This window comes from Bifidobacterium sp. ESL0827 (assembly GCF_052606685.1).
Genome location: NZ_CP199597.1, coordinates 997,770 through 1,015,124 on the forward strand (window position 1 = coordinate 997,770; position 17,355 = coordinate 1,015,124).

Genomic DNA, 17,355 nt, shown 5'->3' on the forward strand with positions numbered 1-17,355 from the left:
ACGGCAATTGAGCCTTGGGACCGCGCTCAGTCGCGCAGTTCCTTGCCGGTCAGTTCCAGGAACACGTCGTTCAGGGATGGCGGACGACTGGTCAGGTGGCCGTAGCTGGTCTTGGTGGATTCCAGGACCGTCAGCACGTCCTGCAGGTTGTGCTCACCCTGGCGACAATGGATGACCAGTTCCTTGCCGTCATAGTCGACGGATTGGGTCAGGGGCAGGGCACGAATCCGGGCTAGGGTGGAGTCCTGCAGATCCAGAGTCTCGACGGTGACCTGCTCGCCGACCTGGACCATGCCTTTGAGCTCCTCGGCAGTGCCCAGGGCAATTTGACGACCGTGGTCCATGATCATGATGCGCGTACAGATCTCCTCCACCTCTTCCATGTAATGGCTGGTGTAAACCACCGTGGCCCCTTGGGCGTTCAGCCGTTCGATGCCTTCCAGGATGGCGTTGCGGCTCTGGGGGTCAACGGCGACGGTGGGCTCGTCGAAAAAGATGAGGTCGGGCTGATGGGCGATGCCACAGGCGATGTTGAGCCTACGCAGCAGACCGCCCGACAATTTGCCGGGACGGAACTTGCGAAAGTCGCCCAGTCCCACGAAGTCAATGGCCTGCTCAACCAGATCCTTGCGGTCGGCCTTCTTGGGCACATAGAGGGAGCAGAAATAGTCGATGTTCTCCTGCACGCTCAGTTCGTTGAAGACGGCCACATTCTGTGGAACCACGCCTATATGACTTTTAAGGTCGTAGGAGGTCGGGGTCATCTCCTGCCCGAATATCCGAACCGTCCCCGATTCAAAGCTGAGCAGGGCCAGTATGCAGTTGATGGCGGTTGACTTGCCTGAACCATTGGGGCCAAGCAGTCCAAATACCTCACCTCGGCTGACTTCCATGTCGAAGTGGTCCAAGGCCACCATGTCGCCGTAGCGCTTCACCAATGCGCTGACCTGCAAGGCCGGCTCTTGCTCACGTGAACTGTTCATGATTCCATCATCCCAGCTAGGGCTGGCCCAACACCATGACAGCCGTCATCAATGTTGTAGACGGTCAAATCACAACTTATGACATTTGTCATGGGTAGTCTTGCCTGCGCTTAGGCTCAGGAACGGGTAGCCCGACAATTACTATTTGAGACAATAGAGCAACAGGGCGAGGAGACATTCATGGGCAGGATAGCTGGCTGGCTGGTCCTGCTTGGCCTGGGGACCTTATGCGGATCATGGTATGGTTCAGGGGTATCAGGCACCCTGATCGCTGGCCTTTTGGCCTCAGTAGCCGCAGGAGCCCTGTGTGAATGGCTGCTGCCTGCGCCAGGTTCCATGTGGGGCGGCGCTCTGGTATCGCTTTTGGCAACGTTCATACCAGACTGGCTCTTCTTCCTGCCAGCCCTGGCCTTTGAGGCGGGCGTCGGGCTCGGAACCATGGTTCCAGTCACCAGGTCATTCGGCATGAAAGATCCCCAAGCCAAGAATTCCGGATTGGCCTGGCCCAGGCTGCTCTTGGCCTTGATGCCGGCATTCTTTTGGCTGATACCTGCCATGGCCGACCTCATACTCTTCAAAGGCCTTCCCCAACGCTATGCCCTGCTGGCTTCATTGACCTCGGCACTGGCGCAAGGCGGCGGACTGACGTGCGCGCACTTAGCCGTGGCTAAGGGTCGCGTATGGCAGATTGAAGACACCGAGCGCTACAGGATTCGCCAACTGCATGGCCGCATCAGCGATCTGGACGAGGAGAGAGCCCAGGCGACCCGGATGGCGCACTTATCGGAACGGACCCGGATCGCCCGAGATATTCATGACAATGTGGGCCACCTGCTCACCCGAGCCATCATGCAGACACAGGCTGGCCGGGTGGTTGCTCAGAGCAAGGGCGATCAGGGTACCGAGCAGGTCTTTGAAAGTGTCGGCAAGACCTTGGACCAGGCCATGACTACGATTCGTCGTTCAGTGCATGACTTGGAGGATGAGGGCACCGATTTCGCATCCCAGATGGAGGATGCCAGCTCCAAGGCTTCCATGGGGCGGCTAAAGGTCGATTTGAACAACGGCATTAAGACAGCCCCTGCACCAGTGTGTCGTTGCCTGGCCACCATTGTTCGTGAGGCCCTTACCAATACGGTCCGGCATTCTTCAGCCAGGACGGCACAGGTCATTCTGCGCGACCTCCCGGCCTTCTGGCAGATGGTGGTGCAGGACGACGGCGGGATTCAGCAATCGCAGCCTGACAGCTCGCACCTAAAGAAGCCAGGGCTCCAGCGTGGCATGGGGCTGGCCGATATGGAAGCCAGGGCCAGAGCCTTGGGAGGCACGGCCAACAGCGGACCCAACCGACAAGGGTGGAAGGTTTTCGTATCCTTGCCCAAGGAACCCTGGACCAACCAAAGCGCAACAAAGCATCTAGAGAATAAGAGGGTAATGGCATGAAAGTCGCTATCGCTGATGACGATCCGATCGTTTGCTCGTCCCTATCAACGATTTTAACGGCAACCGGTACTGCAGACGTGCTCTGGACTGCCAATGACGGTCAGTCAACCCTGGATTGTTACCAGGCCGCTGGTGGGAGGCCTGACGTGCTGCTGCTTGACGTGCAGATGCCTGGCATGGACGGTCTGGAGACGGCGGAGCACATCATCGCCATGGATTCGGCTGCCCGTGTGCTCTTTCTGACCACCTTTGCAGACAAGGAGTATATTTCCCGTGCTCTGGCCTTGGGTGCCAAGGGCTATGTGATCAAGCAGGACGTGGCTTCGGTGGTGCCGGCCCTCCAAGCCGTCATGGCGGGACAGACGGTTCTTGGCGCTGAAGCAGTGGCTAATCTCTCACTTGGCAGGCAGGAGGAGCAAACACGAAAAGACCCAGCAGAACCTGTTACCCGGCGCTTCCAAACACTGACCGACCGTGAGAGTGAAATCGTCGCTCTGGTGGCCGACGGCCTCGACAACCAGGCCATTGCCAAGCGGCTCTATCTCAGTGAGGGCACCGTCCGCAATCACATCTCAGCCATCCTGTCCAAGACCAACCTGTCCAACCGGACCCAGCTCGCCGTGGAATGGCTGTCCTCGCAAGAGCCGTGAGCATACAGCTTCTAAGGTCTCGAGTGTTCAGAGCTTTTCGATCGGAGCTAAGCGCAGCATCAGCCTCTTGGTCCCCTCGGAGCCAAAGTCCACTGTCAGAACCGAGTTGTGCCCCTTATCCTGAATGTCGACCACCTTGCCCAGGCCATACTGGTCGTGGGCCACCCTGTCTCCCAGGGAGAAATCCTGAATGGACAGGCCATTCGACTTGGGCTGGGCCGAGGCCCTGCCAGCGTGTGCGGAGGACGATGAGCTTGCTGTGCTCCTCCGGGTCGTGACCCTTCCATTCCTGGAGGAAGAGCTACGAGATCCGTATCCGGATAATCCGAATGACCGCTGAGAGGAGGCTCGCGACCGTCCGTACCCATTGCGTGCCGAGCCAAAGCCGCCGAATGAACTATGACCGAATGCGCGGCCATCGCTTTCATCCTCGAAACCACCGAATTCGTTCTCGTCATCACCCAGGTCCCAACCTGCGCGCATCCGCTCGTTTCCTGCCTGTCGACGCTTCCAGTCGATCAACTCGTCAGGGATGTCGTCCAGGAACTGGCTAGGCAGCATCTCATTGACCTGCCCCCACTGAGAGCGGACGGCCGCCCGGGTCAGGTAGAGACGCCGCTTGGCACGAGTCACGCCCACATAGGCCAGCCGACGCTCTTCCTGCATCTCGTCGGCATCCTCAAGGCAACGGGAGTGCGGGAAAGTTCCCTGCTCCATGCCGGTCAGGAAGACCACCGGATACTCCAGACCTTTGGCCGTGTGCAGGGTCATCAGCGTCACCTTGCCCGAGTCGTCGCCCAGGCCTGGCAGCTGGTCCGAGTCGGCCACCAGTGCCGTGGTCTCCAGGAAGCCGGCCAGCGTAGCGTCAGGAGTCTTCTGCTCGAACTCGGCGGCCACGGACTGCAGCTGGCCAAGGTTCTCCAGCCGGGAGGCATCCTGTGGATCGACCGACTTGCGCAGCTCGTCCAACATGCCGGATTCCTCCAGAACCTTCTCAACAATCTGGGACGGCTTGGTATCGTGCTCTGCGGCAAAGCCGGTCAGGGAGGTGATCAGATCCCTGAAGGCCTTCATCCGCTTGACCATCAGCGTGGAAGCCCCAGGCACTTCTTCGATATGCTGCACCCCCTCCCAGAAGGAGACCTGATGCAGATCCGCATAGGAGGTCGCCGCCGCCTCGGCACGTGCCGCCAGACCCCGCTTGGGCACGTTGAGTATCCGCCGCATGTTCACATCGTCCTGGGGATTGGCGATGGCGTGCAGATAGGCCAGGGCGTCCTTGATCTCCTTGCGCTCATAGAAGCGGGTACCGCCCACCAGCTGATAAGGCAGGCCAGCATTGATCAACCCCTCTTCCAGGGCGCGGGACTGGGCGTTGGCCCGGTACATGATGGCCATGTCGGAGTATGGAATGCCTTCCTCACTGCGCAGCCGGGCGATCTCAGTGGCGATCCAGGCTGCCTCCTGCTGAGCATTGTCGGCTGCGTAGCCCACGATGGGCTCCCCCTTGCCAAGGGCGGTCCAGAGTTTCTTGGGCTTGCGTCCCTCGTTCTTGACGATGATTGCGTTGGCCGCATCCAGAATGGTCTGGGTGGAACGATAATTCTGCTCCAGGAGGATGGTCCGGGCTCCGGGGAAATCCTTCTCGAAGTCCCTGATGTTGCTGATATCGGCCCCACGGAAGGCATAGATGGACTGGTCTGAATCCCCTACCACGGTGATCCAGGCGGGATCCTGCTTATCGACATCGGCACCGGCCAACTCACGCATGAGCACGTACTGGGCATGGTTGGTGTCCTGGTACTCATCCACCAGCACATAACGGAAGCGATGGTGGTAATACTGCGCCACCATTGGGGACTGCTGGAGCAACTGGACCGTGCGTACGATCAGATCGTCGAAGTCGACGGCGTTGGCCTGAGCCAGCCGGTGCTCATACTCGGCGTAGACCACGGAGTAAAGCTCTTCCTCGTTGCCGAAGCGGGCGGTGATCTGCTGGCCGCGCTGACCGGGCCGGTAGTCGGGGGCGTACTCCTGCAGCTGCGTGCGCCAATCCTGCAGGTTGTTCTTGTAGTCAGATATGTGGCTCAGAATGTTTCTTGGGGTGTAGCGCTTCAGATCAATGTTGAGATCCTTGCCGATCAGCTTGATCAGGCGCTCGGAATCGGCTGTGTCATAGATGGTGAAGCCCGATCGCAAGCCGATCTCCCTGCCATCTCGCCTCAGAATACGCACGCAGGCTGAATGGAAGGTGGACACCCACATGCGGTCGGCCACAGGCCCAATCAACCTGCGCAGACGTTCGCGCATCTCGGAGGCCGCCTTGTTGGTGAAGGTGATGGCCAGAATCTGACTGGGCCAGGCGCCAAACTGACTGAGAATCCAGGCGATTCTGCGGGTCAGCACCCTGGTCTTGCCCGAGCCTGCACCTGCACCGATCAGCAGGGCCTGCCCCTGGTATTGTACTGCCTCGGCCTGCCGATCGTTGAGCCCCTTGAGCAGCTCCTTGGCACTGCGCTGGATCAAGTCCGGTTCCTCGTTCACAAGCCACCTCTTGCCATCTGGTCTCCGTCACCGTCACAGGCCGGATGGCGCACACCCGGCAAACAACCATTTCTACCACAAAGCGGTGTCATCGGATCTTGGCTCAAGGGTTAGCCAGCAGAGATGTCAGCAGACATAAAAGACCCCGTCCGCCTTAGATAGGGAAAGCGAACGGGATTTAGTCGGGGGAAGTCGAGATGACCCAGTCAGTTGCGCACTTGGTCCTTGGCGTTGTTGACAGCCTCGGTGGCGCCCTGCTCAGCCTTGGCCTTGCCGACCTTGGCATCGGCCTTGGCCTGGTCCATCTTGTCGGAGGCGGCGTCCTTGGCGTCACCCAACTTGTCCTGGGCAGCGTCCTTGGCGTCGCCCATCTTGTCGGCAACGGCGTCCTTGGCATCGGATGCCTTGTCCATAACGGTGTCTTTTACATCGCCTGCGACGTCGGAAATCTTCTCGCCGGCAGACTTCATGGCATCCTTTGCATCATCCAGAATCCCCATATGGTCCTCCTTAGGTCCTTTAACGCACCGCGACGATGCGTGACCATTGCGGTCAATTTTCACTGTAACAGTCAGGGCCTTAAATCCGCGGATTGACGGGCTGACACGCCAGGAAGACACTCCAATCCGCTGGCGGTGAAACCTGACGGATCAGGGCAGCCGGACCACAGTCCCAGAACCGGGTTATCTTGGTGTCTATCCGTCGGGACCATAAGGGTCCCGCTTTCATGACGACAAGGACGATGACATGCAGGAACTTGAGGAGCGAATCCGCCGCCAGGGCACGGTCAAGCCTGGCAATGTACTCAAGGTGGATGCCTTCCTCAACCATCAGTGTGACGTGCGGCTCTTCGACCACATGGGAGCTGAGTGGGCCCGCTTGTTTGCCGGTCACCAAATCGACAAGATTCTGACCATCGAGGCATCCGGCATCGGCATCGCCTGCCTGGCCGCCCGCCACTTCGGGGACGTGCCGGTGGTCTTCGCCAAGAAGACCCAGTCCATCAACCTTGACGGCGACCAGTACACGGCCCGCATCTACTCCTTCACCAAGCAGCGTGAGTACCCCGTCATCGTGGCCAAGCGCTTTCTCAAGGTGGGCGAGCACGTGCTGATCCTTGACGACTTCCTGGCCAAGGGCAACGCCCTGCACGGTCTGATCGACATCTGCCACGACGCCAAGGTCGTCATCGAGGGCATCGGCATCGCCGTGGAGAAGGGCTTCCAGGAGGGTGGCCGTACCCTGCGCAAAGAGGGCTACAACCTCAAGTCCCTGGCCATTGTGGAAAGCATGGACCCGGACCAGGGCACCATTACCTTTGCTCCCAATCCTGCCTGAGCAGGTCGGCGTCCGGTCTGGGTCGCGTAAATAATACGGTCAGTCCACCTGATGCTCGCTGGTGCCACCCTCCAGAATGGTCTTCACGTCGTTCAGGGAGATGTTGACCATGGAGGTCACGGCGGCATCGGTGTAGAAGCCGATGTGGGGCGAGACCTCCACGTTGGACATGGCCTTGAGGGTCTCCAGGGCCTGGTTGTCGACCTTGGTCCCGCTCAGATCCTTTTCGAAGATGCCGGCCTCCCCTTCGATGGTGTCGATGGCAGCACCGGCGATGGACTTGGTCTGCAGGGCCTCAATCAGGGCCGGGGTGTCCACAATGGGGCCTCGGGCGGCGTTGATCAGGAAGGCCGAGGGCTTCATGGCTTCCAGGGCCTGCGCGTTGATCAAATGATGGGTGGTCTCGTCCAACGGCGTATGAACGGTGACGATGTCGGCCCGTTTCAAAAGGGTGGGCAAATCCACGTAATCAAGTGTGTCTGCCAGCTCGGGGCGGTGAACCGGATCGTTGGCGATGACGGTGGAGCCCAGGGCCCGGAAGATTCTGGCCACGGCCGATCCAATCTTGCCGGCTCCGATGATCCCCACGGTCAGGTTGTGGATCTCGTGGGCCTGAAGCCCATCCCAGGTATAGTCGTCATTGGCCTCGCGAGCGCTGGCCTCGCCAAGATGCCGGACCAGACGCATGACCTGGGCCAGAACCAGTTCGGAGACGGACCGGGGCGAGTAGGCAGGCACGTTGGTGACGACCAACCCGTTCTCCCGAGCGGCCTGCAGGTTGACGATGTCATACCCGGTGATTCGCAGGGTCAGTTGCTTGAGACCATACTCCTTGAGCCGCTGGTAGAGCTCGGGCTCAGACAGGGCCGCATGCTGCTGGATGACGATTCCGTCGTATCCCTTGATCATGTCCACGGTCTTCATCCCAAAATCGCGGTCGGTGGTGTCCACCTGAATGTCATTGGCTTGGGCCCAGGCCTGAATGGCCTCCTGCTCGTCGGGGCGTACTGAATACATGAGAATGCTGGTCATTTTTCCTGTCCTTGGTATCTATCTTCTTTGATGGTTGTCGGATGAATCGCCAGAGAATCATCCGCAATTCTGACGCATATAGTCGCCGATCCGCTCCACGGCGGTGTGCAGATCCTCCATGGAGGCGGCATAAGAGATGCGGACGTAGCCTTCTCCCCCGGGCCCGAAGCTTGCTCCGGGAATTACCGCCACCTTGGCCTTGCGCGCTAGGTCGTAGACGAAGCTCCAGCTGTCGCGCATGCCCTCGGGCAGTCGGGCGAAGATGTAGAAGGCGCCCTTAGGATCGATCACGTCCAGCCCGACCTCAGGCAAAGCTTTGACCAGATAGTCCCGCCGCTTGCGATAGGCTTCGCGCATCGGATCCGTGTCATTCATGCCCTTGGTCAGAGCCTCCTGAGCTGCATACTGGGCATTGGTGGTCACCGAGGTAACAGTGAACTCGTTGACCTTGCTGATCTGATCAATCACGTCGGCGGAGCCAGCGGCGATGCCGACCCGCCATCCAGTCATGGCATGGGACTTGGAAACCCCGCCAAGAACGACCGTCTGCTCGGGAAGGATAGTGCCCATGGATACATGAGTGCCCTGGTAGGTCAGCTCGGCGTAGATCTCATCGCTGAGCACGAAGAAGCCATGCTTGCGTGCCACCTGGGCCAGGGCCTCCAGATCCTCTCGGGCATAGGTCACGCCAGTAGGGTTGGTCGGATAGTTGAGCACCAGGGCCTTGACTGGACCATCACTGTTTTCGATGGCGGCCTCCAGCTTGTTCGGCTTAAGAATGAAGCCGTCATCGGATGTGTCGACGAAGACGGTCTTGGCGCCGCTCAGCTGGGCGATTGGAATATAGAGAGGAAAAATAGGCGTTGGCAGAATGACCGTATCACCCGGGTTGATCATGGCGGTAAGGCCCGAGAAGATGCCCCCTGTGGCCCCGGCTGTGATCACAATCTGGCTGTCAGGGTCGTAGTCCAGCCCGTACTTGGCGTGAAGATAGTCGGCAGCCGCCTTACGAAGACTGGGCATGCCGCGACTCTCGGTGTAATGACTGTGGTTGTCTTGGATGGCCTGGATACCCGCCTGCTTGACGTGCTCTGGGGTGAAGAAGTCAGGCTCACCCAGAGTCAGCTTCACGATGCCGTCTATTCCGGCGATCTCCTTGTTGAACTCGAGTATGTCGCTCGGCGCCAGAGCTTTGACCCTGGCATTCATATGATCCGCCAATGTCATTGGCTTGTCCTTTCCCATGCGGTTACTACAACCACTGTTGTTGGTGCTGCCTTACCGACTATGCGGTGACGATGCATGGGAAATGCTGTCGACGACTGCAGGGCCGGTGGGTTCCGATCCGTGCAACCGTTCCTACAAGGCACCCGGCGTCACAGATCGAATCCGTGCCACCAATAGGTAAATCGTGTGCCCTGCATGCTGAAACCTCCTGTGGAATCTACAATCAGCATTAATAATAAGCGTACAGCGAAGTTCCAGCAATCCAATGAACGCGACCACTATTTGACCAGGTGCTTCCATTTTGCGGACGCCACAAGCATCCAAAATAAACGTGCCTATGACAAGACAGGCGAAGCCAGACGAGATTGATCTCAAATTTTCCGAGATTTATGTTGAGGTTCCTTTGGGATGTTTCCTCGAATCGCTCATTCACCATCCTGGCGAATCGCAGCCCACGAATCCGTAATCAGCATATTCAGATAGCCCCCCCCCTACAAGCTTCCATTCCATATCCGACTGTTGCGCCCATGCATTGAGGTCTCTGTCATATACTTTGCCTCAAAGACAAACAAGAGACAGAATTCTTGGATGTGTCGGCCAAAAGGGGTGAGGAAATGACCAATCGAGTAGCACTCGTCACTGGAGCCACCAGCGGCATAGGGTATGAAACTACTCGACTTCTCGCCGACCGTGGATACCAGGTATATGCGGTAGGACGACGTGTCGAACGACTGAAGCAGCTTGGCAACAAGGGGGTGACGGCTGTGCAGATGGATCTGACCGATTCTGCATCCATCGAGAAGGCTGTCGCACGAATTCTGCAGAAGGAAAAGCGTGTCGACCTGCTGGTCAACAACGCCGGCTACGGGTCCTATGGCCCGGTAGAGCAGGTCTCCATTGACGAGGTCCGTCGACAATTCGAGGTCAACCTCTTCGGACTTGCCCGATTGACCCAGCTGGTACTGCCCGCCATGCGCCGGGCCAGACGCGGCCGAATCGTCAACACCTCATCCATGGCAGGCCGGATGGTCACCTATATGGGTGCCTGGTACCATGCCACCAAGTATGCCCTTGAAGCCTTCAGTGACGCCCTGCGCATGGAAATGCGTCCCTTCGGCATCGACGTGGTCCTGATCGAGCCTGGGGCCATTGCCACCAACTGGGGTGCGATCGCCGCCGACCACCTTCAGTCAGTCACCAGCAAAAGCGCCTATCAAAAGTCGGGGTTTCGAGCTGCTAACGGACTGCGCAAGCTCTATTGCAGCAGACATTTGACCCAGCCATCCGTTATCGCCAGGGCCATTGTCCATGCCTCGATAGTACGCCATCCTCGTCCACGCTACCTTCTGGGCTTCGGAGCCAAACCCTTGATCGCCCTTCATTCCCTGCTCCCCACCCGTGCCTGGGACTACCTGATGGTCCATGCCAAGGACCTCTAAACGCTAAAACTATATGCCAGAGCGATACACAATTAAAGCCAGATGTGCGCAAGGAAGTTTAAGTTTAGTGAGATAAAATTCTGACCTAGCTACTGTGGAATACCAAGAGTCTGATATACCTCACTTTCCTTGCCTAAGGCTGCTGTTGATGAGGGCAGCCGTGTGAACGACGTTGGGTTGGGGTATTGCAAGTACTTTGCCGTGCCAATTCGTTGATATTTGTCTTAGTTACTGACTCCCCCCAAACAAAGCAATTGCTTTAAGTGCCTTTGAGCAATGGACGGTTATAATCTAATTAATTATCGTCAGTTATTAGCGTGCAGCCGACATGTCTTTCAATAGGGGGTTTCGTTGAAGCCTGAAGAATCTGAGTTCAGCGCCGATCCGGACTCGCCCTTGGCATTTTTCCGGAACGGAATAAGGAATGGCATCTCTAAAAGCAATACCGCCATTAAAGACATGGTTCATGCACTGGAACGTGAATCCTCCGGATTTGCCTTGGCTCATAAAGCCATGAATAACGATTTTCGTCTGGTGGTAGATGTTCCAAAAAATACTCTCGATGCCATCGCTAATGGTGACATCAAGCTAACTACCGATAGAGCAGGCAACACCTTTGCCCAACTTTTAGATCCTAACGGGCGATATGGAAAGAAATTGCCCATCAAGCGCGAGGATTTCAGCGAGGGAGTTGATCCCTTTCAAGCGGCGAACGCAATACAACTCAGGGCAATTCAAGGTCAGCTTGAAGACATCGCCCGCCAAATTGCAGTCATAGATGTGCGCGTGCAGGAAGTTCTCGAGGGGCAACAGAACGACAGGCTCGGCATCCTACAGAGCGGTATGCGCCTTTATCTGCAAGCCCGTGAAGTTGACGATGAAACTCTTAGAAAGCTCCTTATATCTCAGGCCTTGCGCGCTCTATCGGACGCAGAGGCCCAACTCGAGTTGGAAATGGAGTCTGACGTAAAATATCTCGCTAATGGCGACTACGAGCATGAAAAAGGCAGACGCACAAAACTCATCGATGAAAGAATGGAGAGCATCAACGGTTGCTTTCCTGCCATACACAAGGCGTCAATTGCCAGAGCGGCCATTTTTTGCGAGCAAGGAGAGCCCAAGGCCATGGCGAAAGCCTTGGAAACATATTCGCACTTTATCAAGTCGACTGTGGGAGACAATGCCGGCCTTCTAGCAGAATGCGATCGCTCCGATACAGGAACAGAACAGGGAATTTGGCGATCTCGAGCCGCACTTCAACTTGACGTTTCCAATCTAAGCAAATCCCTAGCATTGCCCGAGAAACACTTGTACCTTAAGTTATCTGCTGAAACGGATGAGATCCATGAAGAGCGTTAGAGGTTGCACCAACCAGGAATGTGACTCTTACAAAGAGAACGTCCATTATAAAAAAGACTTCGATTACTGTCCGAAATGCGGCTCACAACTGATGGCCGTATGCAGATCCCGTAGTTGCCACACTTTCCTCGATAATCCGGATGGTATTTACTGTGCTCGCTGTCTAGCAAAAAGAAAAGACAGCGCAGATCATGCGAAGAAAAACATCACCGCCATCGGCGGAGGCTTGTTGGTAGCTGGTAGTTTCGTCGCAAAAAATAGCAAGACAATTATTTCAGTTGCAGCGAAAGCGATCAAATTTCTTCCAAAATAAGGGTTCACGCAAACACGGTATTCGTCAAACATCTGCTTTCACAGTTGTAAAGTACCGCTATAAGTATGACTGAACCTATAACCTGCATAAACCCCCAAACACAGAAGTCCCATTTTGTGAAGTCGCCAAGACTGTGAAGCTAAACAAGTAGCTAGCAAAGGGACCTTGTCGGACGGGAATGGTATCCATTCGACAAGGTTCCTTGGCTGATTCATAGAATTCCGATTCCTTAGGCCTCCAAAGCTCGCGCTCCCAGTAGTGCTTGCTCAGCAGCCATGGGAACTCGTCCCAATCCATCCAGACCGACGTTGAGCAGATAGTTGATGCCGTACTTGTTCAGATGGGCCTTGTAATCGTGAATGGTCTGCGGGCTCTTCCAGTTTTGGTCATGATATGAGAATCCCCAGGAATCGTTGATGGTCCCGGCGGTCTCGTAGAGGCCAAGCTTTGAGGGCTTGAATCCTTCGATCGAGTTGTAATCGACATTTCCATCCGAGACGGCCTTGTCGCTGGCATCCGAATCTTCGGGAATCTCGTTGTCCCCCAAAGAGACATAGTCATAGCGGCCGTTACCCAGCCTGGAATTGATCAGACAGTCGGGCTGCAGGCGCTTGACTGTATCGTAGATGGTCTGGCTCTGCTCATCGCTGAGGGTCATAGGAACATCGAACCAAGCGACCGATATTTCCCCGTAGTTGCTCATGATCTCTTCAATCTGCGGCATGATCTTGTGCTCGAATGCCCGGTCGTAGTTCTTCTCCCCTGTGAAGTCCCAGCTGTTGTCCCAGGTGGTGCCTGCCGTCTCGATGTCGTTTGAGAGGTATCCGCCGCCATCCGCTTCGTGCCAGTCCAGGTCCTGCGAATAGTAGAGACCAAATCGCAGACCAGCCTTGCGGCAGGCCAATGACAGCTCGCCGATCACATCCCTGTGGAAGGGCGTCGCATCATAGACATTGTAAGGATCCACCAGCGACCGGTACATGGCGAAGCCGTCATGGTGCTTTGTTGTGACGACCAGGTACTGCATGCCGCAGCGCTTGGCCAGGTCAACTATGGCATCCGCGTCGAAATAAATGGGGTTGAAGGCCTGGGTCAGGCGTTCGTACTCCTTGTTGGGGATCTGAAGCTTGGATTGGATCCATTCAGCATAGTTGCTAGACGACTTCCCCTGGTACTCCCCTCCCAGGAGTGAATAGAGACCCCAGTGAATCATCATTCCGTACTTGGCTTGCTTGAACCATTCCACGGTATCGCTCATTATTTGCCTCTGTTTCTGTTGATTGATACGAGTCGCAATGACCACTCTCAGATGGTCAGCTTGTCCTTCTTGACGACGAAGGCATCATAAAGGGCCAGAATCACGTAGCAGATACCTGCGCACATGATCATGAAACCTGGGTCTTTATTGCCAAGCACCCCGCCCAAGGCTTGGAAGAAGTAGGGAGCCACCAGGGAGCCGATGTTGATGCCGATTAGGATGATCGAAGTGGTCAGGTTCATGGAGCCCTTGGGCGAATAGGCCACCATGCGGGCAGTCAGAGCCGGATTGATGATGCCATTGCAGAACCCTGCCACCAGGACCAGAACCAGCAAGATCGGAATGGAGTTGGTGAAGGGCATAGCGATCATGACCACTGCCGTCAGAACCTCGAAGATGAAGACGGTGTATCGTCCGCACCACTTGGCGAGCTGTTCGAAGGCGATGCCTGAGATGATCGAGCAGAGTACCAGGAAGCCGAAGATCCTGGTGGCATCAGCTGCAGAGCCTATGTGTGAATCGACCATATGGCTGGCCAGTTTCAGGGAGATAGCCGAATAGAAGAGGCAGACGAAGAGGAAGAGGATGGCCAGCTGGATGACGCCGCCGTTGGTAGACGGCTTGATGGAAGTGTCTTCCTCAACCTCCTTGCCATCCTCCACGATGACTCGGTCAAGCCGCTTGGGGACAAAAAGGGAGACGAGGACGATTGGAACGATCAGGAAGAGGAAGACCAGATAAGTGGCATGCCAGGAGATATTGATCAGGAATCCTGCAATGAAGAGCATGATCGAATCGCCGATGGCGCCGACGGAGTTCCTCCAACCCAAAAGCCTGTTCCTGATTTTCTCAGGGAAGACATCAGTGATGTAGGAGACGCTTAGCGGGGTGAAGATGCCCATGCCCACGCCGAACATGGCCCTCGACAGGAAAATGGCTGGGTAGTTGTAGAAGAAGGCAGGGATGACTCCGAAGACCAAGGAGACGATGAGCCCCAAAAGGACCGTGTACTTCTTGCCCAGCTTGTTGGATATGAGGCCGCTGACCACTGTTCCCAGCAGGACGCCTCCCGTGGGGATGACGACCAATAGCTCTACGTTGGCCTCCGAGATATTGGAGAAGTACTCCTTCATCAGCGGGATGGTCCCCGAGACGGCGTTCGAAACCGACATCAGGAATGATATGGATAAGATGCCCAACATCAAAATCGGTGAACTGGTGTTCACCTGTTTCTCTTTTGACTCCATGAAAGTCCCTTCCTCGGAACTGTCATCGCATTCGCATTTACGATGGCGAGCACTTGATTGACTCATGTACTGCACACAACTAGATTCAATGAACCATCTTGGTCCCGAACTATTTCAATAGATAATAGTTTGTTAATAGTATATATCAAATTGGAAACTGTACATGCCGAAGGTGTTGCGTCACGCAGAATCGGCCGGATCTGCCATCCAGCGTTCACCAAACAAATTGTTGGAACTCGGCCTTTTAAGCCTGCCTTAAGGTATGTACGCAAAAGCTGATGCTGATAAAACAATAGGAGCGCTGGCAAGACATTCCGAAACAAAAGTATCTTTATTAATTATCATTGACAGAAGAGATAAGGCAGAGGACATCGTTGCTGTCTGCATGCGGGCGAGGTAAGCCCGCTACTGACGGCTGTCCCCTCAGGAGCATGGTCCATCAGCTCGATCATTCATCGACCGGCTGAGGTCTCGCCTGCTCTTCTGCTTAAAAACAGTTTTTGTGATCCACCCAAGAGCAGTCAACGACCGCACCGATAGAAAGAACCAAGGAAATGAGTGATTCATCCTCACAGATAGTCAGCCACGATCAATCCACATGGGCCTCTATTGCCACATGGCGGATGGCCTATGAAGGGATGGTCAAGTCAAATTCCGATCTTGAAGAGGATGGCCATGCGGGCGATGCTGTTGAGACACTGATCCGTGAGGTTGAGGCCAACCCCGATTACACCTCCGTCGGTTATGGTGCTTTGCCCAACCGGGAAGGTGAGATGGAGATGGACGCCGCCTTCATGGACGGGAACAGCATGGCTTTGGGAGCCGTGGCCGGCATCCAGCATGTACTCCACCCCATATCCGTGGCCAGGCAGCTGAGTCGACGCCATACCAGCAGCTTTCTGGTCGGGCAGGGGGCGACTCGTTACGCCCAGGTCAGCGGGTTCGAAATGCGCAATATGCTGACGGACAGGGCCAGAAAGCGCTGGGAGCTGGAAGCCGCCAAAACCACAACACCGGAGTCTGCAGGCCCCTATCGAGGGCACGATACGGTCGGGGCCATCTCCTTGGATGCACATGGTTCGATGGCTGCCGGCACATCAACATCGGGTCTCTTCATGAAGGAACCTGGCAGAGTAGGCGATTCTCCCCTACCCGGCTCGGGCTTTTATGTGGACAGCACCATCGGCGGGGCGGCCGCCACCGGGCTGGGAGAAGACATCATGAAAGGGTGCCTCTCCTATCGGATCGTCGCCCTGATGGGAAGCGGCTTGAGCCCGCAGGAAGCCTGCGATTCTGCAGTCTACAAATTTGACGACCTCCTGAGGAACCGCTACGGCAAAGTAGGCGAGATCTCAATGATCGCTCTCAACAAGAGAGGAGAATGGGGGGTCGCCACAAACGTAGAATTCACCTTCTGCACAGCTAAGAAAGACGAGCAAATACGAATACTCATGGCCAATCCGGACGGCGAGGGCGGAACACGAATCGAACCAGTGACCAAGGAATGGTTGCAGGAATATGAACGCTCGCTCAAGACGTCCATCAAATAACCATTTATCATTCTTGACTGATTAGTCAATTAATGCTATCTTGACGGGCATGGGTCGCAAGAGAAGTTTCGATGATGATGAGGTACTTGCCCGTGCCCGCGAGGTTTTCCTGGAGCATGGCTATGAGGGCACATCGATTGATGCTCTCGTCAAGGCCACGGGTCTGCTCCGGGGCAGTCTCTACGGTGCCTTCGGCAGCAAGCGCGGCATGTTCGTGGCTGCGTTACGTGATGCAACGGATTCTGAGTCGGGCGATTCAGGAGTGCTCAATCTGGTATTGGTGGCACTCATGGAGCTGTCAGATCATGATCTTGAGGTTCGTGGGCTGGTCAGGGATTACCTTGCGAAGCTGTCCAGCTCGGGATATGACGATACTAATGCTGTGGCCCTTGATATCGCCACGCTCCTTGGCGAGACGCTGCTGCAGCGTGCACATATTCGTCTGCAGCCTGATGATGAAAGAAGATAAGTCATGAACAACAAGGTGGCAATTGTCGGGCGGACGCTGGAAGTTGAACCGCAGGGTTTGGATAAGATGTGGTCGTTCACAGGGAAACTGGTGGTGCCGCTCGAGCATGTTCTGGGTGCGAGCGAGGATCCGGGCATTCTTGATGATGCCAAAGGCCTGCGTGCGCCCGGCCTTCATGTTCCCGGTAAATGGGCCGGCACATACATTGAGCATGGGGAAAAGACAATCTGGAATGTCACCAGACCGGAAAGCCCCATTGTCATCCAACTCAAGGGTGAGCGCTATGACCGACTGGTGCTCGGGGTGGAACAACCCCGCGAGCTGGTCAACCAGATTAACGCGGCCATCACAAAGCAGTAAACCACAAAGCAGTAAACAATGAATTGCAGCACCTGAGTTCTTCTATCGACTATCGGAATTCAATAGCCCGAGAACCAAATAACTGGGCCGACAAGTCATATGTGACTATACTGTCTTCGACGTATTGCCATATGGCTCGTCGG

Annotated in this window: 16 protein-coding genes; 9 read left to right on the forward strand and 7 right to left on the reverse strand. The window is 56.0% G+C overall.

The window, feature by feature from the left end:
- Positions 1-26 precede the first annotated feature (26 nt).
- On the reverse strand, positions 27-983 hold the full coding sequence (locus ACUIAI_RS03930) for an ABC transporter ATP-binding protein (RefSeq protein WP_110412994.1): 957 nt from the start codon (positions 981-983) through the stop codon (positions 27-29).
- A gap of 180 nt (positions 984-1,163) precedes the next feature.
- On the opposite strand from ACUIAI_RS03930, the gene ACUIAI_RS03935 reads away from it, so the two are divergent.
- Complete coding sequence (locus ACUIAI_RS03935; RefSeq protein ID WP_445342716.1) at positions 1,164-2,426, forward strand: sensor histidine kinase; 1,263 nt, start codon at positions 1,164-1,166, stop codon at positions 2,424-2,426.
- Positions 2,423-3,076 (forward strand): response regulator transcription factor, encoded by a 654-nt coding sequence (locus tag ACUIAI_RS03940; RefSeq protein ID WP_254477437.1) that lies wholly within the window; start codon positions 2,423-2,425, stop codon positions 3,074-3,076. Before ACUIAI_RS03935 ends, ACUIAI_RS03940 begins: the two co-directional genes overlap by 4 nt.
- 27 nt (positions 3,077-3,103) lie before the next feature.
- On the opposite strand, the gene ACUIAI_RS03945 is transcribed toward ACUIAI_RS03940, so the two are convergent.
- Together ACUIAI_RS03945 and ACUIAI_RS03950 are read right to left on the reverse strand one after the other, a co-directional pair.
- Entirely contained in the window at positions 3,104-5,620 is a 2,517-nt protein-coding gene (locus ACUIAI_RS03945; RefSeq protein WP_445342717.1) for a UvrD-helicase domain-containing protein, read from the reverse strand.
- A gap of 206 nt (positions 5,621-5,826) precedes the next feature.
- On the reverse strand, positions 5,827-6,120 hold the full coding sequence (locus ACUIAI_RS03950; RefSeq protein ID WP_046322990.1) for a hypothetical protein: 294 nt from the start codon (positions 6,118-6,120) through the stop codon (positions 5,827-5,829).
- A gap of 247 nt (positions 6,121-6,367) precedes the next feature.
- On the opposite strand from ACUIAI_RS03950, the gene ACUIAI_RS03955 reads away from it, so the two are divergent.
- Positions 6,368-6,958, forward strand: a complete 591-nt coding sequence (locus ACUIAI_RS03955) for a xanthine phosphoribosyltransferase (RefSeq protein WP_445342718.1) — start codon at positions 6,368-6,370, stop codon at positions 6,956-6,958.
- A 39-nt stretch (positions 6,959-6,997) separates the two neighbouring features.
- On the opposite strand, the gene ACUIAI_RS03960 is transcribed toward ACUIAI_RS03955, so the two are convergent.
- Together ACUIAI_RS03960 and ACUIAI_RS03965 are read right to left on the reverse strand one after the other, a co-directional pair.
- Positions 6,998-7,990 carry a D-2-hydroxyacid dehydrogenase gene (locus ACUIAI_RS03960; RefSeq protein WP_445342719.1) on the reverse strand — a complete coding sequence of 331 codons (993 nt, stop codon included), beginning with the start codon at positions 7,988-7,990 and terminating at the stop codon, positions 6,998-7,000.
- A gap of 57 nt (positions 7,991-8,047) precedes the next feature.
- Entirely contained in the window at positions 8,048-9,217 is a 1,170-nt protein-coding gene (locus tag ACUIAI_RS03965; protein WP_445342720.1) for an aminotransferase class I/II-fold pyridoxal phosphate-dependent enzyme, read from the reverse strand.
- Between the two features lie 614 nt (positions 9,218-9,831).
- Here ACUIAI_RS03965 and ACUIAI_RS03970 point away from each other — a divergent pair.
- The 3 genes from ACUIAI_RS03970 (at position 9,832) to ACUIAI_RS03980 (ending at position 12,328) form a co-directional block, all read left to right on the forward strand.
- Complete coding sequence (locus tag ACUIAI_RS03970; RefSeq protein ID WP_445342721.1) at positions 9,832-10,656, forward strand: oxidoreductase; 825 nt, start codon at positions 9,832-9,834, stop codon at positions 10,654-10,656.
- A 351-nt stretch (positions 10,657-11,007) separates the two neighbouring features.
- Positions 11,008-12,015 (forward strand): hypothetical protein, encoded by a 1,008-nt coding sequence (locus ACUIAI_RS03975; RefSeq protein WP_445342722.1) that lies wholly within the window; start codon positions 11,008-11,010, stop codon positions 12,013-12,015.
- The gene (locus ACUIAI_RS03980; protein ID WP_146210538.1) at positions 12,002-12,328 is read left to right on the forward strand and encodes a hypothetical protein; all 327 of its coding nucleotides are present in this window, start codon (positions 12,002-12,004) and stop codon (positions 12,326-12,328) included. Before ACUIAI_RS03975 ends, ACUIAI_RS03980 begins: the two co-directional genes overlap by 14 nt.
- A gap of 229 nt (positions 12,329-12,557) precedes the next feature.
- On the opposite strand, the gene ACUIAI_RS03985 is transcribed toward ACUIAI_RS03980, so the two are convergent.
- Both ACUIAI_RS03985 and ACUIAI_RS03990 read right to left on the reverse strand, forming a co-directional pair.
- Positions 12,558-13,586, reverse strand: a complete 1,029-nt coding sequence (locus ACUIAI_RS03985; RefSeq protein ID WP_445342723.1) for an alpha-L-fucosidase — start codon at positions 13,584-13,586, stop codon at positions 12,558-12,560.
- Positions 13,587-13,633: 47 nt separating this feature from the next.
- Positions 13,634-14,899, reverse strand: coding sequence for an MFS transporter (locus ACUIAI_RS03990; protein ID WP_445342724.1), 1,266 nt, complete (start codon positions 14,897-14,899; stop codon positions 13,634-13,636).
- Positions 14,900-15,387: 488 nt separating this feature from the next.
- Here ACUIAI_RS03990 and ACUIAI_RS03995 point away from each other — a divergent pair, with 488 nt between their 5' ends.
- From ACUIAI_RS03995 to ACUIAI_RS04005, 3 genes are read left to right on the forward strand one after another with little or no spacing between them, the layout of a single operon-like run.
- The gene (locus ACUIAI_RS03995; RefSeq protein WP_445342725.1) at positions 15,388-16,383 is read left to right on the forward strand and encodes a N(4)-(beta-N-acetylglucosaminyl)-L-asparaginase; all 996 of its coding nucleotides are present in this window, start codon (positions 15,388-15,390) and stop codon (positions 16,381-16,383) included.
- 49 nt (positions 16,384-16,432) lie between these two features.
- Positions 16,433-16,852 carry a helix-turn-helix domain-containing protein gene (locus ACUIAI_RS04000; RefSeq protein ID WP_110413006.1) on the forward strand — a complete coding sequence of 140 codons (420 nt, stop codon included), beginning with the start codon at positions 16,433-16,435 and terminating at the stop codon, positions 16,850-16,852.
- Between the two features lie 3 nt (positions 16,853-16,855).
- The gene (locus tag ACUIAI_RS04005) at positions 16,856-17,212 is read left to right on the forward strand and encodes a hypothetical protein (RefSeq protein WP_445342726.1); all 357 of its coding nucleotides are present in this window, start codon (positions 16,856-16,858) and stop codon (positions 17,210-17,212) included.
- Positions 17,213-17,355: the final 143 nt, after the last annotated feature.